The organism is Pseudomonas sp. PA27(2017) (assembly GCF_001945445.1).
GTDB lineage: Bacteria > Pseudomonadota > Gammaproteobacteria > Pseudomonadales > Pseudomonadaceae > Aquipseudomonas.
This window is the reverse complement of record NZ_MSXW01000038.1, coordinates 168,469-191,959: the sequence shown is the minus strand read 5'-3', so window position 1 is coordinate 191,959 and position 23,491 is coordinate 168,469. Positions and strand designations below refer to the sequence as shown.

Sequence of the window (23,491 nt, the reverse complement as noted above, 5' to 3'; positions counted from 1 at the left end):
TCCCTGTCACCCCGTCGCTCGATAGGAGTATTCATGCGTGTGACCCGCATCGTCGCGGCCATGGCTCTTGGCCTGGTCAGCACTCTCGGCCATGCCGCCGACCCGGATCAGGCGATCCGCAAGAACCTGCTTTCCATCCAGCCCGATCTGCCGATCGAGGCCATTGCCGAGAGCCCGATGCCCGGTGTTTACCAGGTGCAGCTCAAGGGCGGTCGCCAGCTGTACGCCAGCGCCGACGGGCAGTTCGTGATGCAGGGCTACCTGTTTCAGTTCAAGGATGGCCAGGCCATCAATCTGACCGAAGCGCAAGAAAGCAAGGCCATCGCCAAGCAGATCAACGGCATTCCGGCCAAGGACATGGTGGTCTTCGCGCCGAAAGAGCCGAAGGCGCACATCACTGTGTTCACCGATACCGATTGCGGCTACTGCCAGAAGCTGCACAGTGAAGTGGGCGAGCTGAACAAGCTGGGCGTCGAAGTGCGTTACCTGGCTTTCCCGCGCCAGGGCCTTGGCAGCAAAGGTGCCAAGGATCTGGCCAGCGTGTGGTGCTCCAAGGATCGCCAGGCGGCCATGAACAAGGCCAAATCGCGCGAGTCGGTCCCGGCGGCTACCTGCGATAACCCGGTCGCCCAGCAGTACCAGCTGGGGCAGATGATCGGCGTCAACGGCACGCCAGCGATCATTCTTGAAAACGGCAAGATGATTCCCGGTTATCAGCCGGCGGCGCAGCTGGCAAAACTGGCCCTGGAAGCCAAGTGATCCGGCTCGATTGACTATCAGACAGCCGCTTCGTAATGTGCGGCTCTTTTTTCCACGGCTGGCGCCCGCGTCGGCCGTTTTACGCAGTGCAGTTGGGGAGTCTAGTGTGAATCCGGTCAAAGTAGGCATCTGTGGGCTGGGTACCGTCGGTGGCGGTACCGTGAATGTGCTCAAGCGCAACGCCGAGGAAATCGCGCGTCGTGCCGGGCGTGGTATCGAGGTGGCGCAGATCGCCACCCGCACACCCAAGCCCCAGTACCAGTCGACCGGCATTACCATGACCGACGATGTCTTCGCGGTGGCCAGCAACCCCGAGATCGATATCGTCGTGGAGCTCATCGGCGGCTACAGCGTTGCCCGTGAGCTGGTTCTCAAGGCCATTGAGAACGGCAAGCATGTGGTCACCGCCAACAAGGCGCTGATCGCCGTGCATGGCAACGAAATCTTCGCTCGCGCCCGCGAGAAGGGCGTGATCGTCGCGTTCGAGGCGGCGGTGGCTGGTGGCATCCCGGTGATCAAGGCGATCCGCGAAGGCCTGTCGGCCAACCGTATCAATTGGCTAGCAGGTATCATCAACGGCACCGGCAACTTCATCCTCAGCGAGATGCGCGAGAAGGGTCGCACCTTCGAAGACGTGCTGGCCGAGGCCCAGGCCCTGGGTTACGCCGAAGCCGATCCGACCTTCGACGTCGAAGGCATCGACGCGGCCCACAAGCTGACCATCCTGGCGTCCATCGCCTTCGGCATCCCGCTGCAGTTCGACAAGGCCTACACCGAAGGCATCACCAAGTTGACTACGGCCGACGTGAACTACGCCGAGGCGCTGGGCTATCGCATCAAGCACCTGGGTGTGGCGCGCCGTACCGACGCCGGCATCGAGCTGCGCGTACACCCGACGCTGATCCCGGCCGACCGCCTGATCGCCAACGTCAATGGCGTGATGAACGCGGTGATGGTCAATGGCGATGCCGCTGGCAGCACCCTGTTCTACGGCGCCGGTGCCGGCATGGAGGCGACCGCTTCGGCGGTGGTGGCCGACCTGGTCGACGTGGTGCGTGCGTTGACCACCGACCCGACCAACCGCGTGCCGCACCTGGCCTTCCAGCCGGATTCGCTGTCCGACCACCCGATCCTGCCGATCACCGATTGCGAGAGTGCCTACTACCTGCGCATCCAGGCCAAGGATCGCCCAGGCGTGCTGGCCCAGGTGGCAAGCATCCTGTCGGAGCGCGGCATCAACATCGAATCGATCATGCAGAAGGAAGTCGAGGAGCAGGACGGCCTGGTGCCGATGATCCTGGTTACTCATCGCGTTGCCGAGCAGCGCATGAACGACGCCATTTCTGCCCTGGAAGCGCTGGCCGACGTCGTCGGCAACGTGGTGCGCATCCGCGTCGAACAACTCAGCTAATTTCGTCGCGCGCCGCGACCTGCTCGCGGCGTGGCGCCCCAGACCGAAGGTTTGCAGACCATGCGCTATATCAGCACTCGCGGCCAGGCACCGGCCCTGAATTTCGAAGACGTTCTGCTGGCCGGCCTGGCCACTGACGGCGGCCTGTACGTGCCGGAAAACCTGCCACGCTTCAGCCAGGAAGAAATCGCCTCCTGGGCGGGCCTGCCGTATCACGAGCTGGCCTTCCGGGTGATGCGTCCGTTCGTGACCGGCAGCATTCCGGATGCCGATTTCAAAAAGATCCTCGAAGACACCTACGGCGTGTTCGAGCACTCGGCCGTGGCGCCGCTGCGTCAGCTCAATGGCAACGAGTGGGTGCTCGAGCTGTTCCATGGCCCGACCCTGGCGTTCAAGGATTTCGCCCTGCAACTGCTCGGTCGCCTGCTCGACTACGTGCTGGCCAAGCGCAACGAGCGCGTGGTGATCATGGGCGCCACCAGTGGTGACACCGGCTCGGCTGCCATCGAAGGCTGCAAGGCCTGCGACAACGTCGACATCTTCATCATGCACCCGCACAATCGGGTGTCCGAAGTGCAGCGCCGGCAGATGACCACCATTCTCGGCGACAACATCCATAACATCGCCATCGAAGGCAACTTCGACGACTGCCAGGAGATGGTCAAGGCCAGCTTCGCCGACCAGGGTTTCCTCAAGGGCACGCGCCTGGTGGCGGTCAACTCGATCAACTGGGCGCGGATCATGGCCCAGATCGTCTACTACTTCCACGCGGCCCTGCAGCTCGGCGGTCCGGCGCGTTCGGTGGCCTTCTCGGTGCCGACCGGCAACTTCGGCGACATCTTCGCCGGCTATCTCGCCCGCAACATGGGTTTGCCGGTCAGCCAGCTGATCGTCGCCACCAACCGCAACGACATCCTCCATCGTTTCATGAGCGGCAATCAGTACGCCAAGGGTGAGCTGTATCCGACCCTGTCGCCGTCGATGGACATCATGGTCTCGTCGAACTTCGAGCGTCTGCTGTTCGATCTGCACGGTCGCAACGGCCCGTCGATCGCCGCGCTGATGACCGAATTCCGCCAGACCGGCGGCTTCACCGTCGAAGACGATCGCTGGACCGAGGCGCGCAAGCTGTTCGATTCCCTCGCCGTGAGCGATGAGCAGACCTGCCAGACCATCGCCGAGGTGTACGCCGCCACCGGTGAGCTGCTCGACCCGCACACCGCCATCGGTGTGCGTGCTGCCCGCGAGTGCCGTCGCAGCCTGTCCGTGCCGATGGTGGTGCTGGGCACCGCCCATCCGGTCAAGTTCCCGGAGGCCATCGAGAAGTCCGCCGTGGATCAGTCGCCAGCGTTGCCGGCGCACCTGGCCGATCTGTTCGAGCGCGAAGAGCGCTGCACCGTACTGGCTAACGACCTACCGACCGTGCAGCAATTCGTCGCCGCGCACGGCAATCGCGGCAAGCCGCTTTAAGCGACAGTGCCGCAAGGCGAAAGGCCGGTCACCGAGAGGTGCCGGCCTTTTGTATTTTCAGGCTGGCTGCACAGCGCGTTGTCGTAGCCTGGGGTGGAGCGGAGCAATACCCGGATCGTATTCTGCACAGAGCAATCTTTCGTGGATTGCACCCGGGTTTCGCTTCGCTCTAAGCCCGGCTACGACATGCTGATCGGCTCCAGTGGGCGCGTTACCGGGATTTACCGCCGATTGATCGCCGCCACCGGCGCCTGCTGGCAAAGCCGCTTGTCCAGCTGGCCGACATAGGGGTTGCCCCAGCCCATCACGCAGCCGACCAGTTGGTTGCGTTGGCGCTCCCACTGTTCGGCGGGGTAGGTCTTGTTCCAGGCGTTGAATAGCTGGCGGTTCTGTTTCGACAGGCGTAGCTGGTAGCGGTCGCTCATGTACAGATAGGTGCGGGCGATCATGCCGCGCACCTGCTGGCGCGGCATCACCTTGCGCGCCTTGAAGTCGACCACCGTCGGGCAGGCGCCATACTGGCTCGGCTTCTGCGGCAGCCAGCCGAAGTCGTAGTTGCTGCGGTCGCCATTGACCTCGCCAATCGCCGGCACCAAGTTGTGCAGGTCGGCCTCGGCGCGGCGGAATACGCTGTCGTTCTTGCTGCAGTTCTTGCGCCCGCCATGCTGCCAACACTGGCGCTGATGGCCGATCTGCCAGGCCGGGACGATGTGTTCCCACTCGATGCGTGCCGCGCGGTTGGCATTCTTGCGTGGCGTGTAGCCGCAGCTTTTCAGGTCGACGCGGTTGCCCTTGAAGCTGCAGCCGCAATAGAACTCCACCGACTGGCGTTCATAGAGCGTCCAGCCGATCTTCTTGGCCTGGCTGAAGCTCTGGGGTGGAGCGGCTTGGAGGGAGGTGCAGAGGGTGAAGCACAGCAGGGCGAGGATGCTGCGAAACGGCATGCGGCTTTCCTAAAAAGTGCCGCATCATACCGGCTCGTTGCGGTTTGCCAAGGCTGGCCCATTGATGGCGTCTATCTAAAACTGTTCCGCCCCGTATCAATGCGGCTTGCGCCCGGCCAGGAGCGCCTTCAGGTTTCCATTCGCTTCCTCTGCGACGTAGTTGGCGAACGAGCGTTGATTTCTGGGCTAGAGTTGGTCGGCTGAATTCCCGCCCGAGAGGCTTCCTGCGCCTTGCGAATGAGCTCGTTCACACCGTTCGGATAAATTACATGTGATGTATTGAGTTATCACATGTGATGCTCTAGTCTGGGTTTCATGGAAAACAAATCATCTGCGCACTACCAGCGTCTTTTCCGTCAGCGTCTGCGTGAGCAGGGGCTGGTGAAGAAGGAGGTCTGGATTCTGCCCGAGCATGCCCAGAGGCTCTCGGCGGTCGAAAGGAAACTGCGCCAGCCCCAGCCGGAGCTGGCTTCAATGGAGGAGGGGGTGAGCATGCCTCAGGTTTGGACTGCACAAACGTTGTTCGACGCGCTGTCGGCGACAGAGCCGTTTGCCGATGGCCGCGCGGCCGTCGAGCTGATCCAGGGTGCCGACGCCAGTCTGCACGTGACCATGAAGGAATACGGCGATCTGCCGCTGTTCATCGCCGTGTTCGGTGATCAGATCGTGGTCGAGGCGCTGCTCTGGCCGGCCAGCGACGTGCGCGACACCGCCGCCTTCAACGAGGAAGTGCTGCGCAGCCACAAGCTGTTCCCGCTGTCCTGCGTGGGGCTCGAAACCCTGCCGGACGGTCAGGCCTGCTACACCATGTTCGGTGCGCTCAGCGCCTCGTCGATCCTGCCCAACGTGGTGCTCGAGATCGAAACGCTGGCGGACAACGTCATCAAGGCGACCGAGGCTTACGAAGACTTCCTCAAGGCCAGTGCATAAGGAGACATGCCCATGAACGTCTGGAGCAAATTGCTGACGGCGCTGCGCGGCGGTGCCAACGAAATGGGTGAGGCGCTGGTCGATGGCCAGGCCCTGCGCATTCTCGATCAGGAAATCCGCGACGCTGACGTCGAGCTGCGCAAATCCAAGGAAGCCTTGGCCGAAATCATGGCCAAGCAGAAGCTGGCCGCCGAGCGCGCCGGCAAGTCCGCCGCCAAGATCGCCGAGTACGAGCAGTACGCGGTAAAGGCGCTGGAAACCGGCAAGGAAGACCTGGCCGCCGAAGTGGCCGGCAAGATCGCCAACCTGGAAATCGAACTGGGTAGCGAGCGCGAGCAGGCCGATGCCTACGCCGCCAGCGTGGCCCAGCTGCGTACGGCGGTGAGCCAGGCGGAGGCCAACATCAAACGCCTGAAACAGCAGGTCGATACCGTCAAGGCCACCGAAAGCGTGCAGAAGGCGCAGATGGCCGTGGCCCAGCGCTACGGCGGCTCCCAGGCCAAGCTGCACACGGCGGTCGAGTCGCTGGAACGCATCAAGCAGCAGCAGGCCGAGCGCGCGGCGAAGATGGAAGCGGCGGCCGAGCTGGCCGAGGCCTCCAACCCTGACGAGTCGCTGGACGCCAAGCTGCGCGCCGCCGGTATCGTCGCCGACAAGAGCAGCGCCGACAGCGTGCTGGCACGCCTCAAGGACAAGGCCAAGCCCTGATCTCAGGCTGGTTCGTAGCGGCATCGATGGCGGGGCCAGCAGGCTCCGCCATGTTTTCAGGGATAGGAAACCATGGAAATCTTCCTGCAGGTCTCATTGGCGTTCCCGACGGTCATCTTCAGCTTCCTGCTGTGTCTGGCGGTGGTGTACTGGGTCATCGTCGCGTTCGGCCTGATCGAGATCGACGTGCTCGACGTCGAGGCCGATTCCGCCCTGGAAGGCCCGGCGGCAGCGCTCCTGTCCAAACTCAAGCTGCGGGACGTACCGCTGACGCTGGTACTGACGCTGCTGTCCTTCTTCGCCTGGTTCATCAGCTATTTCGCCGACCTCTGGCTGCTCGGCCTGTTGCCACTGGAGTGGCTGCGCTATCCGCTCGGCGTCGTGGTCGCCGTACTGGCGCTGATGCTCGCCGTGGCGCCCACCCGTCTGCTTTGCGCGCCGCTGCGCCCGCTGTTTCTCAAGCTGGAAGTGACCAGCAGCAAGAGCGTGCTCGGCCAGACCGCGGTGGTACGCAGCGGGCGGGTGACTGCCAGCCATGGCGAGGCCGTGCTGGAGGATGGCGGGGCGGGGTTGATCCTGCGCGTGCGCGCTGACGAGCAACTGGGTTTCAAGCGCGGTGACCGCGTGGTTTTACTGGAGTATCTGGAGGCGCAGCACGCCTACCGGGTGATAACCGAGGATGAGTTCCGCGGCGTCTGAACCGTCGGTTCCGTTTGTCTCAAAGGAGATTGAGTGCAATGTACAACCTTCCCCCGTCGCTGATCCCCGTGTTGGTCGGGGTCGGCCTGGTCGCCCTGCTGATCATCGGCCTGCTGGCCCTGTTCAAGGCCTTCTACATCAAGGTTCCCCAGGGCACCGCGCTGATCGTCAACGACATGTCGTCGACGCCCAAGGTGCATTTCACCGGTGCGCTGGTGTACCCGGTCATCCACCTCAAGGAGTTCATGAAGATCTCCCTGATCACCCTGGAAGTCGACCGCCGCGCCAAGGACGGGCTGATCTGCCGCGACAACATGCGCGCCGACATCACCGTGGCCTTCTACCTGCGCGTCAACGAGACCCAGGAAGACGTGCTCAAGGTGGCCAAGGCCATCGGTGTGGAGCGTGCCTCCGATCGTGCGGCGGTCAACGAGTTGTTCAACGCCAAGTTCTCCGAAGCCCTGAAGACCGTCGGCAAGCAGTTCGACTTCGTCCAGCTGTTCGAGAACCGTCAGGAGTTTCGCGACCGCATCGTCGAGGTGATCGGCAACGACCTCAACGGCTACGTGCTCGAGGACGTGGCCATCGACTACCTGGAGCAGACCGCCAAGAGCTCCCTGGACCCGAGCAACATTCTCGATGCCGAAGGCATCCGCAAGATCACCGAGTTGACCGCTGCGCAGAACGTCATCACCAATGACCTTGAGCGCAACGAAGAGCTGGCGATCAAGAAGAAGAACGTCGAAACCCGTGAGGCGACCCTGGCCCTCGAGCGTCAGCAGGCCGATGCCGAGGCGCGCCAGAAACGCGAGGTGGAAACCATCCGTGCCCGTGAGGAAGCGGAAACCCTAAAGGTGCGCGAAGAAGAGCGCTTGAAGGCCGAGCAGGCGCGCATCCAGACCCAGCAGGAGCTGGACATCCGCGCCGAGAACCACCAGCGCGAAGTGGAAGTGGCCCAGCAGAATCGCCAGCGCGCCGTGGTCATCGAGGTCGAGAAGGTCACCCGCGCCAAGGATCTGGAAGTGGTGGCCCGCGAGCGCGAGGTCGAGCTGCAGCGCATCGAGAAGGAAAAGGCGCTGGAAGAAGAGCGCAAGAACATCGCCAGCGTGGTGCGCGAGCGCGTGGCGGTGGAAAAGACCGTCGCCCAGGAAGAAGAGCGCATCAAGGAAGTACGCGAAGTATCCGAAGCCGAGCGCCTCAAGCAGGTCACCGTACTCAATGCCCAGGCCGAAGCCGAGCAGGAGCTGGTGCGCCAGGTCAAGCAGGCTGAAGCCGACGAAACCCGCTCCAAGCATAAGGCCGTGGAAATCAACAACCTTGCCCAGGCCGAACTGGAAGCCGCAGCCAAGAGTGCCGAGGCCAAGAAGAAACTGGCCGAAGGCATCGAAGCCGAGCGCGCCGCGCCTGGCTTGGCCGATGCGCGGGTGCGTGAAGTCACCGCCGCGGCCAAGGAGAAGGAAGGCCTGGCCGAAGCCCGCGTGCAGGCCGAGCGTCTGATCGCCGAAGCCAAGGGCGAGCAGGAGAAAGGTCTGGCTCAGGCGCGCGTGACCGAAGCGCAGGCCGCCGCCAAGGAAAAAGACGGCCTGGCCGACGCCAAGGTGCTGGAAGAGAAGCTCGGCGCCCAGGCGCGCGGCGAGGAGCAGCTCGGTGTGGCCAAGGCCAAGGCGACCCAGGATCTGGGCATGGCCGAAGCTCAGGTATTGCTGGAGCGCCTGAACGCCGAAGCCGAAGGTCTGGGCAAGAAGTTCGGTGCCCTGGATGCGCTCAGCGACAACGCCCGCCAGCACGAAGAGTTCCGCATGCAGCTGGAGAAGAGCTTCGAGGAAGCCATGGCCGCCATCGCCGCCAACAAGGACATCGCCAAGGATCAGGCCGAGGTACTGGCCACCGCGCTGGCCAAGGCGAAGATCGAGATCGTCGGCGGCGAAGGCGACTTCTTCAACTCGTTCGCCAAGTCCCTGTCGGTGGGCAAGGCCATCGAAGGCGTGGTCGGCAAGAGCCCGGTGGTGCAGGACGTGCTCGCGCGTTTGCTGCAGGGCCGCGCCGCCGACGCCAAGCCGCCTGTAGTGAGCGACAGCGACGCGGTGTAAGCGGCGGTGCCAGGCTCCAGCCGTTACTGGCTGGAGCCTGTGATGCGATTCAGTGCGGGCCAGGCCTGCCTCAATGACAAGGAAAGTGGCATGTCGCAATCAAGAGATCACCTGGAAATGACCTTTCGCAGCATCCAGTGCTTTGCCGATGACGGCCGCCTGGACGCCGCCGAACTGGGCTCGTTGTTGGCCATCGCCGAGCGCGACGGCGTGATCGATGATGATGAGATCCGCGTGCTGACGCGCATCATCGCCCGCATCAAACCCGAAGAGCTCGACCCCGCGATGCGCGAAAAGCTCGCCGAGATCGCCCGCAAGATCGGTGCCTGAGCACCGCCTCATCCGTTTAGCCCCGGCCATGACGGGGCCTTGCTTGCAGACCGCGCAGATTCAGGAAGACCATGATGTCGGACGCCCAAGCCGAAAACACCCAGCAGGACATTCTCGACAAGGCCGTGGCCGAAGGCGGTGCCTACGAGGTGCTGCACAAGCGCCTGCAGGAACAGGGGCTGCGCCTGCGCCAGCGCACCGAAGCGCTCAACGAGCAGCGCCTGCAGGAGTTCGGCAGCAGCCAGATGGAAGTGATCGGGCGGGTGCGTATCCGTACCGAGAACAACTGCATCGCCCGCGATATCGTGCAGGTCGGCGACTGGCTGCTGTTCGGCTACAACGTGTTCATGGGCCTGAAGAAGGAAACCGCGGTCGCCGACGTGTTCTCCCTCTATCGCCTGGTAGAGGGCAGCGAGGGTTATGAAGCCGAAGCGGTCGCCCTGGACGGCACTTTCCTGAGCCAGAGCGGCTTCGTCAACGACTTCAACGAGCTGTACACCTATTACAAGAACACCCGGCTGCTGCAATTGGCGATTCGCGACGGCAAGCTGCTGGCCAGTTTCCAGATCGGCGAGCGGATCACCGACATCCGCGTGTTCCGCTGGTCGCTGTCGCTCGACGGCAAGGACGTGCGCTATATCGACAACCGCGGCGAGCGCGATATCGCGCTGCCGGCGCCGTTCGATTTCGAGTGGCAGAAAACCACCCGCGAGATGACGGTCAACGGCCGCCATCCGCACCTGAACATCCTCGACACGGTATTCGTCGAGACGGTCGGCGGCGACCTGACCATCAAGGTCGAGAACAACACCGAAAGCGGCCAGGGCATCTACCGCGAAGAGGTGATGGACAAGACCCAGTCGCTGGACGATGCACAGATCGAATACGCTGCCCTGGGCAGCCTGATCCTGCTCAAGGTGCTGCCGTACCGCGAGGAGCAGTGGCGCTACCTGGTGTTCAACCGCCTGACCCGCAAGGTCGAACGCATCGACGCCATCGGCCTGGCCTGCGTGCAGCTGCCCGAAGACCACGGCATCATCTTTCCCGGCGGGTATTACCTGCAAAATGGCGAGCACAAGACCTTCGAGCAATCGATGGCCGGCATGCGCTTCAAGCGCTCGGTGCGCTCGCCCAACGGCGAGGACGTGCAATACATCTTCTACCACCCCGGTGAAGGCCGCGCGGTGCTGCTGACCTACAACATGGTCACCCGCCAGTTGCAGAACCCGATCTTCGGCCACGGCTACGCACGCCTGGAAGATGGGCGCATGGTGATCTTCTCCGCCGAGGGTGACGAGCCCACGCGCATTCACCCCATGCAGGTCTGGCAGACGCCCTTCGAGAGCGAGGAGTTCGCCGCCCGCCAGCCGGCGCGCAGCGGTTTCTTCGGGCGCATCGGCAATGCCGAACTGGTGCGCGGGGTGTCCGATCTGTTCAACCTCAGCCGCGAAATCGACAGCCGTGAAGTGTCGGTGGCGCGCTACAGCCTGCTGTGCCAGAACACCCGCCGGCTGTTCGATATCTATCACTGGCTGAGCGACCCGCAGTGCGCCGAGTTGGCGCCGCTGCTGCGCGAGATCGCCGCCACCGGCGAGCTGGTGCTCGACGAGTTCGAGAAAGTCGAGAGCATTCGCCAGCAGTCCGCCGCGGCCATGGCCGACGCCGAAAGCCGCCAGAAGGCGCTGCTGGAAAGCGTGCGTTCGGATACCTGGGAAAAGGTCGAGCAATACGTCGACGCGCTCAATGCGATCACCGCCCAGCGTGGCCAACTGCTGACCATTCGTGACTACCGCTACATCGACGTGGCGCGTATCGACGCCATGGAAACCGCCCTGCTCGAAGCCCGTGACCAGACCGCCGCGGCGACCTCGCGCTTCCTGGCCGGTGACGCCGCACTGCAGCCCTATCACCACGACCTGCAGGTGTTCGACGAGCAGGCGCAGAAAGCCGAGAGCGTCGCCCAGCTTGCCGAGCCGCTGGCCGGCCTCAACGAGATGGCCGGCAACCTGGACATGCTGTCCGGGCTGATGGCCTCGTTGCAGATCGACGACGCCACCGAGCGCACGCGCATCGTCGATGCCATTTCCGAGGTATACGCCAAGCTCAACCAGGCCAAGGCGCGCGCCGAGCAGCGCCGCAAGGGCCTGGGGTCGGCCGAGACCGTGGCGCAGTTCGGTGCGCAGTTCAAACTGTTCAGCCAGAGCATCACCAACGCCCTGGCGCTGGCCCAGGACCCGGAGAAGTGCGATGAACAGTTGTCGCGCCTGTTGGTGCAGCTCGAGGAGCTGGAAAGCCAGTTCGGCGATCACGAACAGTTTCTCGGTGACATCCTCGCCAAGCGCGAGGAGCTGCTGGAAACCTTCGAGGCGCACAAGCAGAGCCTGCTCGACGAGCGTCAACGCAAGGCCCAGGGCCTGCTCGACGCTGCGCGGCGGATTCTCGACAGCCTCGGCCGGCGTACCGCCAAGTTCACCGAGGCCCAGGAACTCAACGCCTTCTTTGCCGCCGACCCGCTGATCCTCAAGCTGCGCGAACTGGCCGAGCGTCTGCGTGAGCTCAAGGACAGCGTCAAGGCCGATGACGTCGAGGCGCGCCTCAAGGCCGCTCGCGACCAGGCCGTGCGCGCGCTGCGCGACAAGAGCGAACTGTTCGAGGCCGGCGGCGACGTCATCAAGCTGGGGCCACGCCACCGTTTCGCGGTCAATACCCAGGAGCTCGACCTGACCCTGCTGCCGCGTGGCGACGGGCTGTTCCTGCACCTGACCGGCACCGACTTTCTCGAGCCGTTGCACGATGCCGAACTCGATGGCCTGCGCGATTACTGGCAGGTCAGCCTGGAGTCCGAATCGGCGGCGCTGTACCGCGGCGAGTACCTGGCCGGCCTGGTGCTCGACGCTGCGGTGCGCCATACCGATGGCCTGAGCCTGGATCAGCTCAAGGCGCACATGAGCCAGCCCGACGAGTTGCTCAAGCGCATCCGCGAGTTCGCCGCGCCGCGTTACAAGGAGGGTTACCAGAAGGGCATCCACGACCAGGACGCCATGGCCATCCTGCTGCGTCTGCTGGCGCTGCGCGAGGCGGCTGGCCTGTTGACCTATTCGCCACGGGCCCGCGGCTTGGCACTGTTCTTCTGGAACCGCTGGCGCGAAGACGTGGAGGCCGCCCACTGGCCGGAGCGGGCGCGCACCTGCGCCAACATCCGCCAGCTGTTCGGCCGCGACGACGGCATCCGCCAGCTACGCGAGGAAGTGCTCAAGGCGCTGCACGGTTTTCTCGTCCGCCACCCGATGCCGTTCGACGCCGCGCTGCAGCGCGAGGCGGCCGAATACCTGGTCGAGGAGCTGGCCGCCCCACGCATCGAATTCGTGGTCAGCAAGTACGCCCGCGACCTGTTCGATGGCCTGCGCCAGCACCTGCAGGCCGCCCATGTGTGGGAGGGCTACGTGCAGGCCCAGGAGCGCCTGCGTGGGCGCCCGGATCAGCGCTGGGCGCTCGCCGAGAACTGGCTGCAGGCCTACTGCGCGCAGCAGGGCCAGACGCATCTGCAGGCCTATGTGGCGGAAGCCGTGGCCCTTGGCTTGATCGACAGCGACCTGCCGCAGCGCGTCACCGAGGCCGATCTGCAAGTGCGCGTCGAGGGGCTGCTGGGCGACCACCCACGCATCCAGGACGGCACCCTGAGTTTCGCCCTGCACGACTTCTTCCAGCGCCTGCGCCATCATCGCGAGACCTTCCAGCCCGAGTTGCAGCGTTATCAGAACTTGCGCCAGGAGGTGGTCAACCGTGAGCGCAAGGCGCTGCGCCTGAGCGAGTTCAAGCCGCGGCCGCTGTCCTCGTTCGTGCGTAACAAGCTGATCAACGACGTGTACCTGGGCTTCATCGGCGACAACCTGGCCAAGCAGATGGGCACCGCCGGGGAGAACAAGCGCACCGACCTGATGGGCCTGCTGATGCTCATCTCGCCGCCCGGCTACGGCAAGACCACGCTGATGGAATACGTGGCCCACCGCCTCGGGCTGATCTTCATGAAGATCAACGGGCCGGCTCTCGGCCACGAGGTGCGCTCCATCGACCCGGCCCAGGCGCCGGACGCCACCTCGCGCCAGGAGCTGGAAAAGCTCAACCTGGCGTTGGAAATGGGTAACAACGTGATGCTCTATGTCGATGACATCCAGCACACCCACCCCGAATTCCTGCAGAAATTCATCTCCCTGTGCGACGGCACGCGGCGCATCGAAGGCGTGTGGAAGGGCAAGACCAAGACCTACGACATGCGTGGCAAGAAGTTCTGCGTGGTGATGAGCGGCAACCCGTACACCGAGTCCGGCGACGTGTTCAAGATCCCCGACATGCTCGCCAACCGCGCCGACATCTACAACCTGGGCGACACCCTGGGCGGCATGCAGGAAGCCTTCGCGCTCTCCTACATCGAGAACGGCCTGACCTCCAACCCGGTGCTGGCGCCCCTGGCCACCCGCGACATGGCCGACGTCTACCGCTTCGTCGCCAAGGCCGAGGGCAAGCCGTTCTCCGCCAACGAGCTGTCGCACAGCTACAGCGGTGCCGAGATCAATGAGATCGTCGCCACCCTGCAGCGCCTGATGCAGGTGCGTGACGTGGTCGGCCGGGTCAACCAGCAGTACATCGTCAGCGCCGCCCAGGCTGACCAGTACCGCACCGAGCCGCCGTTCAAGCTGCAGGGCAGTTACCGCAACATGAACAAGATGGCCGAGAAGATCAGTGCGGTGATGAACGACGCCGAGTTGCTGCAATTGATCGCCGACCACTACCAGGGCGAGTCGCAGCTGCTCACCACCGGTGCCGAGGAAAATCTGCTCAAGCTCGCCGAACTGCGCGGTAACCAGACGCCCGAGCAGTTGGAGCGGTGGACGCAGATCAAGCGCGACTTCATGCGCAACAAGGCTATGGGCGGTAGCGACTCGGACGTCGGCGCCCGAGTGGTGGCGCAGCTCAACGACCTGGTCGAGGGTGTACGCGGCCTGGCCCGCAGCGAGCCGACGGCGCCGGCGGCTGCCGCCGTGCCCTGGCAGGAGTTGCTGGCCGGCCTGGAACGGCTGCGCGAAGTGCCGCCCAGGGTCGAGGTGGCCGTGCAGGCTGCGCCGCAGCCTGGCATCCAGGCGCTGCTCGAGCGCCTGGCCGATAGCCTGCAGGACGGCGTGCTGCCGCTGATCAACGCCATGGACAAGAAGATCGACATCGACCTGGGGACTCACAAGCGCATGGGCGACATGGCCCAGCAACTGCGTGAGATCGCCCGGATGATGGGGCAGGGCGGCGAGGCGCCGTGACGCTCTGGCTGTTGCCGCGCCTGAAGCTGCTGTTCGGTATCGCTGCAGTGATGGTCGTGCTGCAACTGATCAACAGCCTGGACGGCTACAGCCTCAACCGTTTCGGGCTGATCCCGCGCGAGGTGCAGGCGCTGCCGGGCATCGCCCTGGCGCCCTGGTTGCACGGCAGCTGGCTTCACCTGTTCGGCAACCTCAGCGGTTTCATGGTGCTGGGCGCCTTGGCGCTGCTGGAGTCGCGGGCCGAGTTCATCCGCGCCAGCCTGTTCATCATCGTCTTCAGTGGCGTGCTGGTCTGGCTGTTCGGGCGCACCGGCATCCATGTCGGCTCCAGCGGCTGGCTGTTCGGTTTGTGGGGGCTGTTGTTGGGCCGCGCCTGGTTTCGCCGCAGCCTCGCCGACCTGCTGCTGGCGGCCCTGGCTCTGGTGCTGTACGGCGGGTTTTTCTACGGCCTGCTGCCCCAGCAGGGCGTTTCGTTCGAATACCACCTGGCTGGCGCACTGTGCGGCGGCCTGTACGCCTCATGGCAACGCGGCGGCCAGAAACGTCGCACTCGAAAACGGCCTCGACAAGGTTAAAAATGGATTTCAATCGCCTCGACCAACACCTGCGTGACAGCCTCGTCGACCTCAGGCTCAGCAACGAGGAGCGCGACGAGCTGCGCGAACTGGGCAACGACCTGACGCCCGACCAGGTGCGCTACATGCGCAACCGGGCCTTCGACTTGGTGCGCGAACTGATCACCGACCCGGCCAACGCCGTGTCGGCCCTGAAATGGCTGGAGCAGGTGATCAAGACGTTGGAGGTGCGCTGCTCACCGATACGTGGCCAGAGCAGTGCGCATTTCAGCCCCGGCGAAAGCTGCCGCCAGCGCATCCGCGACCTGTGCCGCAACGCCCGGGAGTCGGTGGATGTCTGCGTATTCACCATCTCCGACGACCAGCTCAGCGACGAGCTGATCGCCGTGCACCGCCGCGGGCTGGCCGTGCGCATCATCAGCGACAGCGAAAAGCGCTTCGACGTCGGTAGCGACATCCAGCAACTGATCGATGCCGGCGTGCCGCTGCGCATCGACAACAGCCCGTTTCACATGCACCACAAGTTCGCTTTATTCGACGGTCGCCTGCTGCTCAACGGCAGCTTCAACTGGACGCGCAGCGCCAGTACCAGCAACGAGGAGAACCTGTTGGTGACCGACGATCCGCATCTGGTCGCCGAGTACCGCCGCGAGTTCGAGATGCTTTGGGCGCGCTACCGACCGAATTGACGGCCTAGGGTCTGTTCCCGTTTCACGCACGGCCGCGCCGGAGCCAGTTTTTGTGCGAGGCAAGGGCCGCGCCCGCTCCCGGCGGGCTTGCGGCATTTCCCACATCCATGTGGGTCACACAGATGCGAAGTTTGGCGGGCCAAATGAGCCATCGAGTAACGCCGCATCGCACAAAAACTGGCCCGGCCCTTCGGGTGGGGCCGCCTAGGTTGCGCGGGAAATGGCCTCCGCTGTCGTTGCAGGACTTGGCAAGGGAAAACGCGGACGGCTAGTCCATTCCCTGCGTCCTGCGCCTAACCGGAGGCCATTTCTCGCGGCAACGCGGCTCGCGCTGAAACGGGAACAGACCCTAGCGACGCAGTGCCGGCAGAAATGCCAGGAGACTCGCTGGTAGTTGCCGGCGCAGGGCGTCGCTCATCGCGTCGCGGCGCTTCTGGTAGAGCAGGCCGAGGCCCATTACGCCAAGGCCGATCAGGCTGACCACCACCGGGAACAGCAGCGAATCCTCGAACACGTCGTGGGCCAGGTAGCCCAGATAGCCGGCCACGCCCAGGGCGCCGAAGACCATGAACAGCGGGCGGCGCAGCAATATCGACAGACCGATCAGGCCCAGGTTGATCAGGCAGTACAGCGCCTTGCCCAGTTCGCTGCCGCTGTCCATCAGGCTCAGGCCGCCCCAGAACGCCGTCAACCCGGCCAGGTAACCCCAGAAGGCGTAATCGCGCCTGCTGCGGCCGTCCACCAGCAGGCTGGCGAGCAGAATTACCAGGCCGAACCACAGCGACACCTCGCGGCGCTGTTCCCAGCTGAAGTACTCGCCATGCAGCAGCTCGCTGAGGTCCATGGACATGAACCACAGCGCCACGGCAATCGGCATGACGATGAACGGGAAGGGCAGCAGGCGCAGCACCAGCAGGCCGACCAGCACCGTCGCCACCTCCATGACCAGCCAGCCACCCTGCACATAGCGGTAGTAGTCGACGTAGTCCGCCTGCGCGTCATCCAGGGGCCACAGGCCCAGCAGTCTTTGTGCGGCGAACACCACCAGCGGCGTCAGGCTCACCGCCACAGCGCCGAGCAGGCCGCCGGGAATCGGCTGGCCGCGGCGCCACAGGCTGCGCCCGCAGAGCAGGAACAGCAGCAGGTAAGCCGTGCTGATCACCAGCAGCGCCAGGTCGCCGATGTTCATCCAGGCTTCGGTGAGCAGCCAGCCCATGGCGCCCATGATCAGCAGGGCGCCGAAGTAATAGGCAATATGGGAGAGCTGGAAGCTGGGCCGCTCAGTGGGCGTTTGCTGCAGAAAGGCCAGCAGGGCCCGATCCTGGCCAGGCTGCAGTACGCCGGCCTGCACGGCGCGGCTGAGTTCACTGGAATCTATGGTCAGCTTCATGGGCGTGGACGTCCTGTCTTGGTGCCGCTGCTTGAAGTCGCAGGGCGTGCCCAGGCGTTGCGCCTGGGCGTAGTCGATCAATGCTTGCGCGGTACGGCCTTGAGCAGTTCGTCCGGTGGCATCTCGCACTGGATCTTGCGGCCGATCAGCTCTTCGATCGGTGGCAGGGCGAAGGCATCGTCCTCGCCGGCAAAGCTGATCGAGGTGCCGCTGGTGCCGGCGCGGCCGGTACGGCCAATGCGGTGCACGTAGTCGTCCGGGTCTTCCGGCAGGGTGAAGTTGATCACGTGGCTGATGCCATCGACATGGATGCCGCGGCCGGCCACGTCGGTGGCGACCATGACGCGGATCTTGCCTTCGCGGAAACCTTCCAGGGCACGAATGCGCTTGTGCTGGGGAATGTCGCCGGACATCTGCACCGCACTGATGCCGTCCCGGGTCAGGCGTTCTTCGATACGGCGCACTTCGTCCTTGCGGTTGGCGAACACCATCACGCGAGTCCAGTCGTTCTGGGTCACCAGGTTGTAGAGCAGCTTGTACTTGTCCGCCGAGGCGACGGCGTAGACGTGCTGTTCGACGGTGTCGCTGGCGACGTTCTCCGGCTCGATCTCGACGATGGCCGGGTCGGTGGTCCACTGCTTGGCCAGGTTCATCACGTCTTCGGTGAAGGTGGCGGAGAACAGCAGGGTCTGGCGTTCGCCCTTCATCGGAGTCTGGCGGATGATCTGACGAACCTGGGGGATGAAGCCCATGTCGAGCATACGGTCGGCTTCGTCGAGCACCATCACCTCGACCATGTCCAAGTGCACTTCACCGCGCTGATTGAAGTCCAGCAGACGGCCCGGGGTGGCTACCAGAATGTCGCAGAAGCGTGATTCCAGCTGCTTGAGCTGCTTGTCGAAGTCCATGCCGCCGACGAAGCTCATCACGTTGAGGCCGCTGTACTTGGTCAGTTCCTTGGCGTCGTTGGCGATCTGCACCACGAGTTCGCGGGTCGGCGCGATGATCAGCGCGCGCGGCTCGCCCATGTAGCGATCCTTGGGCGGCGGCGTCTGCTGCAATTGGGTGATGATCGAGATCAGGAAGGCGGCGGTCTTGCCGGTGCCGGTCTGGGCGCGGCCGATGGCGTCCTGGCCCTTGAGCGTGTAGCCCAGTACGCCGGCCTGGATCGGCGTGCAGTACGGAAAGCCCAGGTCGTGAATGGCGTGCATCAGTTCCGGCGACAGCTTGAAGTCGTGGAAGCGCGTCTTGCCAGGGGCGGGTTCGACCTTGAAATCCTCGAGCTTCCAGGTGTCGACCGGCTTGGGCGCACGTTCGCGGCGCGGCTTGGCGGGTTTGCTCTGGGGCTTCTGTTCGGCGCTGGCGGCTTCTTTCGGCGGGCGCGGCTGGCGCTCCTCGCGGGGAGCTGCGGCGGGAGGCGAAGTGGCTTCGAGGGTCGGGGAGACTGAGCTGTGTGGCTCATTTTCGGCTTTGCCGAATATTTTTTTGAGTGCTTTGAGCACGGTCATCTCGTCGATTGATTAAGGAATGAACGCCAGCCAGTGTAAAGCAAGACGCGGGCAGGGCGAAGTACTCTGCCACCGGCGTCATGCGCGCCTGTCGATCAGTTCCCTGGCAGGCTGGCGAGCAGCAGGCGCTGGACGTTACCGCCCATGATCGCCGCGATGTCGGCATGGCTGAAACCGGCGCCGAGCAGGCCTTCGGTCAGCTGGGCCAGGCCGGTGACGTCGAAGGGCGCATGAATGGTGCCGTTGAAGTCCGACCCCAGGGCCACGTGCTCGATGCCCACCAGGTCGGCCGTGTAGCGAATCGCCTTGACGATGGCCGCCACCGAAGTGGCGCACACCGCCGTGTCCCAGTAGCCGACGCCGATCACCCCACCGGTCGCGGCGATGGCGCGAATATGCCGGTCGCTGAGGTTGCGGGTGCCGGGGCAGGTGCCCTCGACGCCGCCGTGGGACACCAGCACTGGGCGCGTGGCCATGGCCAGCACGTCGTCCATGAGCGGGCGCGAGGCGTGGGCCAGGTCGATGAGCATGGATTTCTCTTCCAGGCGCGCGACGACCTCGCGGCCCAGGGACGTCAGGCCACCCTTGTTCAGGCCGTGGGCCGAGCCGCCGATTTCGTTATCGAAGAAGTGGGTCAGGCCGGCCATGCGGAAACCGGCGTCGTAGAGGCGGTCGAGGTTCTCCAGCTTACCTTCAAGCGGGTGCAGGCCTTCGGTGGCCAATATCGTGGCGACGCGACGCGGATCCTGATTCCAGGCCTCGAGAAAGGTGCTCAGGTCGGCTCGGGTCGTGATCAGCACCATCTGACCTCCACTGCCGGCTGCGGCGTTGCGCAGCTTCTCGGCCTGATACAGCGCGCGCTCGAGCAGGCTGGTCCAGGTCGCCCGTGGCCAGCGCTGGGCCATGGCGAGCAGGGTGATGGTGTCGCTGTTGGCGCTGTTGCTTTCGTAGTTCAGCCCGCGGGGCGATTTGGTGACGGTGGATAACACCTGCAAACCGACGCGGCCGTCGAGCATGCGCGGCAGGTCCGAGTGGCCGTAGCTGTAGCGCTTGAGCAGGTGGCGTTCCCAGAGCAGGGCGTCATCGTGCAGGTCGGCGATGAACAGCGTGTCGTGCAAGCGCGTGGCGGCCTGGCCTGCCGGATAGGGGGCGGGGGATTCGACGCTGTTCATGCGCCGGTCGAGCACGCTGGGCAGGGTGAAGAACACCGCGGCGGCAAGGCCCAGAACAATCGGGACGATTAGCAGGCGCTTGCGCATGGTGGCTTTCCAAGAAAAGTGGCCGTCAGCTTGTCACGTGCTCACGGCAATTCAATGACAGAGTCGGTTACGGCCGCTGTTCTTGGCCTTGTACAGAGCCTTGTCGGCCCGGGCGATCAAGCCGGCCAGGCCATCACGGGCGGCCATCTGCGCCAGGCCCAGGGAAATGGTCACGCCCGGCTGGGCGCCCAGCGGCGAATAGAAGGAGCCGATCCCTTCCAGGCTCTCGCGCAGACGCTCGGCCACATCGGCGGCCTGCTGCAGTGCCAGTTCGGGCAACAGCACCACGAATTCCTCGCCGCCAAAGCGCACCAGGCTGTCCCGTGCCCTGAGCTGACGACGCAGGGTGTGGGCGACCAGGCACAGCGCGTAGTCACCGGCGAGGTGACCGTGCTGGTCGTTGTAGTCCTTGAAGTGGTCGACATCGAGCATCAGCAGGCACAGCGGCTGCTTGTCGATCAGGCAGCGCGCACGTTCACGCTCGAATACGTGCTCCAGCCAGCGGCGGTTGAAGGCGCCGGTGAGCTTGTCGACGTTGGCGTTCTGCTCGCTGTTGATCAACTGCCGGTTGCCCTGGCGCACCCGATCACAGAGCACCTTTAGCAGGTTGTGCATCATCTGCGGGGATTGCTGGAACAGTGAAGTGACCGCGTCGCGGTGCAGGCGCAGCACGCTGCTGGGCTCGGTGGCCACCACGTAGGCGCTGGGGTGCTCGTTGTCGAGGAAACTGATCTCGCCGGCGCAATCGCCCGGCCCCAGGGTGGTGACCGGCTGGTTGTCGAGCGAGCCCAGGTACACCTTGAGGCTGCCGGTGACGACTATATAAAGGTACTGATTACGATCGAACGGCGAGAGCAGCACTTCGGCTGCCTCCAGTTCGCAGGGGCGAAAGGCGTCGAGCAATCGGTTGAGGCTTCCGAGCGCGACGTTGTCGAACAGGCGCAGCTGGCGAAGCTGCTGCAGGTCGGTTTGCCAGTGGGCCGCCTTCATGGCATGTGCATCCTTGCTTGAAAACGCTCAACGATCGGCATCGCCAACGCTCCCATGGATCGATGACCGCGTTCGTGATCGACGAACGAGCCTCATTGCCGTGACAGTATCCGCCGTCAGGCAGGCTGACAATCGTCTTGCGTCATGCCGACGACCGGCGGCGCGGGGACTGTGAAGGCCGTCACAGGCGCGCCGCCGAAAGCCGCATTACAGACGGCTTGCGAGCCAGGCGCCGATATCGGCGATTTCTTGCGGTAACACTTCGTGAGCCATCGGGTACTCCTGCCAGGCCACGGCGACACCACGGCTTTGCAGCCAGTCGTGGGCGGTGCGGCCCATGCTCGGCAGCACCACACCATCCTGATTGCCATGCAGGCAGTAGACCGGAACCGCGCGCTGGGCATCGCTCAACTGTAGCTCGTCCGCAAAGCTCGGTGCGTAGGTCGACAGCGCCAGCACGCCGCCCAACGGGCCTTGCCAGCGCAGGAACGCGGCGTGCAGCACCACGGCGCCGCCCTGAGAAAAACCGGCCAGGAAGATGCGCGCCGGGTCGATGCCGTCATCGCGCTGCGCCTCGATTAGGTCGATGACCTGCTGGGCCGACTGTTCGAGTTGTGCACGGTCGATGGCGCGGGCTGGGCTCATGGCCAGAATGTCGTACCAGCTGGGCATTTCCCAGCCGCCGTTGATGGTCACCGGGCGAGTGGGCGCCTGGGGCAACACGAAGCGGGTGCTGCGCAATGATTGCTGCAGCGCCTCGGCGACCGGCTGGAAATCGAAACGGTCTGCACCCAGACCGTGCAGCCAGATCACGCACGAGTCGGCGGGAAGTGGGGGCTGCAGTAGCAATGTGGTATCCATGTGTTGCTCCAATTTGGGGCTGATGCGTTACTTTGGTGCGCGACTGTTTTCCGTCACTGTACTGATCCATGAACTAGATGTCGCAAGATTACAAGTTTGCCCCCTTGACCGCTCTAACTCACGGGTAAAAACAGAGTGTGGTATGGCCTTTGCTATAAACCTCGTGACTGATGTCGTCGGGCCAGCGTGGTAACACCACGCCGGGCCGCGGAGCAGACGGGAAAGCCGATTTGATGGGGTTTCCAAAAGGTTCGCCGGGCGCTGCATGCCCGTCGATATACAAATTCGCGATCCGTCTCGGGCCTGTTCACCAACGGGCTGGTACGAATGTCGATGACCTGCTCTCGAATGGGTCACGGCGCACGTACCGAGGTCTGGTCACCGGTCTACACTGTTGCTGCCAATAGTGACGACATGCCCCAAAAGGGTACGGCGATCGGGCTGAGACTCCAACACAACAAAAGCAACCGGAGAATGTTCAATGAAGATGGTTAAAACGACCCTGGCGATGTTGACCGCCGCCGCCGTTCTGGGCGCCGCTGGCATGGCTCACGCCGGTGCAACCCTGGACGCCGTAAAGAAGAAAGGCTTTGTACAGTGTGGCGTCAGTGACGGCTTGCCGGGTTTCTCGGTGCCGGATGAGAAGGGCAACTACCAGGGCATCGACGTCGACATCTGCCGCGGTGTGGCCGCCGCAGTGCTGGGCGACGCGACCAAGGTCAAGTACAGCCCGCTGACCGCCAAAGAGCGTTTCACTGCCATTCAGTCCGGTGAAGTCGACGTACTGTCGCGCAACACCACCTGGACCAGCTCCCGCGACGGCGGCATGGGCCTGGTGTTCACCGGCGTGACCTACTACGACGGCATCGGCTTCCTGGTCAACAAGAAGCTGGGCGTTGCCAGCGCCAAGGAACTCGATGGTGCGACCATCTGTATCCAGGCGGGCACCACCACCGAGCTGAACGTCTCCGACTACTTCCGCTCGAACGGCCTGAAATACACCCCGATCACCTTCGACACCTCCGACGAGAGCGCCAAGTCGCTGGAAGCCGGCCGTTGCGACGTGCTGACCTCCGACCAGTCGCAGCTGTACGCACAGCGCATCAAGCTGGGCGCGCCGGATGACTGGGTTGTCCTGCCGGAAGTGATCTCCAAGGAGCCGCTGGGCCCGCTGGTTCGTCGTGGCGACGAAGACTGGATGGCTATCGTCAAGTGGACCCTGTTCGCCATGCTCAACGCCGAAGAGCTGGGCGTCGACTCCAAGAACGTCGAAGCTCTGGCCAAGGAAACCAAGAACCCTGACGTCGCCCGTATGCTGGGTGCCGACGGCGAGTACGGTAAAGATCTGAAGCTGCCGAAGGACTGGGTCGTCCAGATCGTCAAGCAGGTCGGTAACTACGGCGAAGTGTTCGAGCGCAACATTGGCAAGGGCAGCGAGCTGAAGATCGAGCGTGGCCTCAACGCTCTGTGGAACAAAGGCGGTCTGCACTACGCTCCTCCAGTGCGTTGATTGACCTGTCGCCCGGCAGTGCACTGCCGGGCGATTTTCGTTCCGTTATACCTGGGGCA

General features: G+C 64.1%; 18 protein-coding genes. 12 read left to right on the top strand and 6 right to left on the bottom strand.

What is annotated here, in order from left to right:
- The first annotated feature begins 33 nt into the window (after positions 1-33).
- The 3 genes from BVH06_RS17585 (at position 34) to thrC (ending at position 3,640) form a co-directional block, all read left to right on the top strand.
- Positions 34-759 carry a DsbC family protein gene (locus tag BVH06_RS17585; protein WP_075931712.1) on the top strand — a complete coding sequence of 242 codons (726 nt, stop codon included), beginning with the start codon at positions 34-36 and terminating at the stop codon, positions 757-759.
- 106 nt (positions 760-865) lie between these two features.
- Entirely contained in the window at positions 866-2,170 is a 1,305-nt protein-coding gene (locus tag BVH06_RS17580; RefSeq protein WP_075931711.1) for a homoserine dehydrogenase, read from the top strand.
- 60 nt (positions 2,171-2,230) lie between these two features.
- On the top strand, positions 2,231-3,640 hold the full coding sequence (thrC, locus tag BVH06_RS17575; RefSeq protein ID WP_075934930.1) for a threonine synthase: 1,410 nt from the start codon (positions 2,231-2,233) through the stop codon (positions 3,638-3,640).
- 221 nt (positions 3,641-3,861) lie between these two features.
- On the opposite strand, the gene BVH06_RS17570 is transcribed toward thrC, so the two are convergent.
- Positions 3,862-4,584: an endonuclease gene (locus tag BVH06_RS17570; RefSeq protein WP_075934929.1), complete on the bottom strand. Its 723-nt coding sequence runs from the start codon at positions 4,582-4,584 to the stop codon at positions 3,862-3,864.
- A 315-nt stretch (positions 4,585-4,899) separates the two neighbouring features.
- Between BVH06_RS17570 and BVH06_RS17565 the strand changes: the two genes are divergently transcribed.
- The 8 genes from BVH06_RS17565 (at position 4,900) to BVH06_RS17530 (ending at position 15,914) form a co-directional block, all read left to right on the top strand.
- The gene (locus BVH06_RS17565; protein ID WP_013790160.1) at positions 4,900-5,514 is read left to right on the top strand and encodes a YjfI family protein; all 615 of its coding nucleotides are present in this window, start codon (positions 4,900-4,902) and stop codon (positions 5,512-5,514) included.
- A 12-nt stretch (positions 5,515-5,526) separates the two neighbouring features.
- On the top strand, positions 5,527-6,222 hold the full coding sequence (locus BVH06_RS17560; RefSeq protein WP_075934928.1) for a PspA/IM30 family protein: 696 nt from the start codon (positions 5,527-5,529) through the stop codon (positions 6,220-6,222).
- Between the two features lie 72 nt (positions 6,223-6,294).
- Positions 6,295-6,921, top strand: a complete 627-nt coding sequence (locus BVH06_RS17555) for an OB-fold-containig protein (protein WP_075931707.1) — start codon at positions 6,295-6,297, stop codon at positions 6,919-6,921.
- 38 nt (positions 6,922-6,959) lie between these two features.
- Positions 6,960-9,011: a flotillin family protein gene (locus BVH06_RS17550; RefSeq protein ID WP_075931706.1), complete on the top strand. Its 2,052-nt coding sequence runs from the start codon at positions 6,960-6,962 to the stop codon at positions 9,009-9,011.
- A 90-nt stretch (positions 9,012-9,101) separates the two neighbouring features.
- The gene (locus tag BVH06_RS17545) at positions 9,102-9,341 is read left to right on the top strand and encodes a hypothetical protein (RefSeq protein ID WP_075931858.1); all 240 of its coding nucleotides are present in this window, start codon (positions 9,102-9,104) and stop codon (positions 9,339-9,341) included.
- A gap of 74 nt (positions 9,342-9,415) precedes the next feature.
- Positions 9,416-14,650 carry a DNA repair ATPase gene (locus BVH06_RS17540; RefSeq protein ID WP_075934927.1) on the top strand — a complete coding sequence of 1,745 codons (5,235 nt, stop codon included), beginning with the start codon at positions 9,416-9,418 and terminating at the stop codon, positions 14,648-14,650.
- Entirely contained in the window at positions 14,647-15,225 is a 579-nt protein-coding gene (locus tag BVH06_RS17535) for a rhomboid family intramembrane serine protease (RefSeq protein WP_013790166.1), read from the top strand. The genes BVH06_RS17540 and BVH06_RS17535 overlap by 4 nt, the downstream gene beginning before the upstream one ends.
- A 2-nt stretch (positions 15,226-15,227) precedes the next feature.
- Positions 15,228-15,914 (top strand): phospholipase D-like domain-containing protein, encoded by a 687-nt coding sequence (locus BVH06_RS17530; RefSeq protein WP_075934926.1) that lies wholly within the window; start codon positions 15,228-15,230, stop codon positions 15,912-15,914.
- 349 nt (positions 15,915-16,263) lie between these two features.
- On the opposite strand, the gene BVH06_RS17525 is transcribed toward BVH06_RS17530, so the two are convergent.
- From BVH06_RS17525 to BVH06_RS17505, 5 genes are all read right to left on the bottom strand, one after another.
- Positions 16,264-17,304, bottom strand: a complete 1,041-nt coding sequence (locus tag BVH06_RS17525) for a DUF2157 domain-containing protein (protein WP_075934925.1) — start codon at positions 17,302-17,304, stop codon at positions 16,264-16,266.
- A 77-nt stretch (positions 17,305-17,381) separates the two neighbouring features.
- Positions 17,382-18,806 (bottom strand): ATP-dependent RNA helicase RhlB, encoded by a 1,425-nt coding sequence (rhlB, locus tag BVH06_RS17520; protein WP_075934983.1) that lies wholly within the window; start codon positions 18,804-18,806, stop codon positions 17,382-17,384.
- A 101-nt stretch (positions 18,807-18,907) separates the two neighbouring features.
- A complete protein-coding gene (locus tag BVH06_RS17515; RefSeq protein ID WP_075934924.1) occupies positions 18,908-20,071 on the bottom strand; it encodes a dipeptidase in 1,164 nt (387 codons plus the stop codon).
- 51 nt (positions 20,072-20,122) lie between these two features.
- Complete coding sequence (locus BVH06_RS17510; protein WP_075931701.1) at positions 20,123-21,061, bottom strand: GGDEF domain-containing protein; 939 nt, start codon at positions 21,059-21,061, stop codon at positions 20,123-20,125.
- A 207-nt stretch (positions 21,062-21,268) separates the two neighbouring features.
- On the bottom strand, positions 21,269-21,922 hold the full coding sequence (locus tag BVH06_RS17505; RefSeq protein WP_075934923.1) for an alpha/beta hydrolase: 654 nt from the start codon (positions 21,920-21,922) through the stop codon (positions 21,269-21,271).
- A gap of 481 nt (positions 21,923-22,403) precedes the next feature.
- Here BVH06_RS17505 and BVH06_RS17500 point away from each other — a divergent pair, with 481 nt between their 5' ends.
- Positions 22,404-23,432, top strand: a complete 1,029-nt coding sequence (locus BVH06_RS17500; RefSeq protein WP_070887530.1) for an amino acid ABC transporter substrate-binding protein — start codon at positions 22,404-22,406, stop codon at positions 23,430-23,432.
- Positions 23,433-23,491 lie beyond the last annotated feature (59 nt).

What these genes read in the sequence shown, in the direction of transcription:
- BVH06_RS17525 (WP_075934925.1), bottom strand. Translation starts at nt 17,304, where the DNA reads ATGAAGCTGACCATAGATTCCAGTGAACTCAGCCGCGCCGTGCAGGCC.
- BVH06_RS17515 (WP_075934924.1), bottom strand. Translation starts at nt 20,071, where the DNA reads ATGCGCAAGCGCCTGCTAATCGTCCCGATTGTTCTGGGCCTTGCCGCC.
- BVH06_RS17585 (WP_075931712.1), top strand. Translation starts at nt 34, where the DNA reads ATGCGTGTGACCCGCATCGTCGCGGCCATGGCTCTTGGCCTGGTCAGC.
- BVH06_RS17565 (WP_013790160.1), top strand. Translation starts at nt 4,900, where the DNA reads ATGGAAAACAAATCATCTGCGCACTACCAGCGTCTTTTCCGTCAGCGT.
- BVH06_RS17545 (WP_075931858.1), top strand. Translation starts at nt 9,102, where the DNA reads ATGTCGCAATCAAGAGATCACCTGGAAATGACCTTTCGCAGCATCCAG.
- BVH06_RS17560 (WP_075934928.1), top strand. Translation starts at nt 5,527, where the DNA reads ATGAACGTCTGGAGCAAATTGCTGACGGCGCTGCGCGGCGGTGCCAAC.
- BVH06_RS17530 (WP_075934926.1), top strand. Translation starts at nt 15,228, where the DNA reads ATGGATTTCAATCGCCTCGACCAACACCTGCGTGACAGCCTCGTCGAC.
- BVH06_RS17540 (WP_075934927.1), top strand. Translation starts at nt 9,416, where the DNA reads ATGTCGGACGCCCAAGCCGAAAACACCCAGCAGGACATTCTCGACAAG.
- BVH06_RS17550 (WP_075931706.1), top strand. Translation starts at nt 6,960, where the DNA reads ATGTACAACCTTCCCCCGTCGCTGATCCCCGTGTTGGTCGGGGTCGGC.
- BVH06_RS17500 (WP_070887530.1), top strand. Translation starts at nt 22,404, where the DNA reads ATGAAGATGGTTAAAACGACCCTGGCGATGTTGACCGCCGCCGCCGTT.
- thrC (WP_075934930.1), top strand. Translation starts at nt 2,231, where the DNA reads ATGCGCTATATCAGCACTCGCGGCCAGGCACCGGCCCTGAATTTCGAA.
- BVH06_RS17505 (WP_075934923.1), bottom strand. Translation starts at nt 21,922, where the DNA reads ATGGATACCACATTGCTACTGCAGCCCCCACTTCCCGCCGACTCGTGC.
- BVH06_RS17570 (WP_075934929.1), bottom strand. Translation starts at nt 4,584, where the DNA reads ATGCCGTTTCGCAGCATCCTCGCCCTGCTGTGCTTCACCCTCTGCACC.
- BVH06_RS17555 (WP_075931707.1), top strand. Translation starts at nt 6,295, where the DNA reads ATGGAAATCTTCCTGCAGGTCTCATTGGCGTTCCCGACGGTCATCTTC.
- BVH06_RS17510 (WP_075931701.1), bottom strand. Translation starts at nt 21,061, where the DNA reads ATGAAGGCGGCCCACTGGCAAACCGACCTGCAGCAGCTTCGCCAGCTG.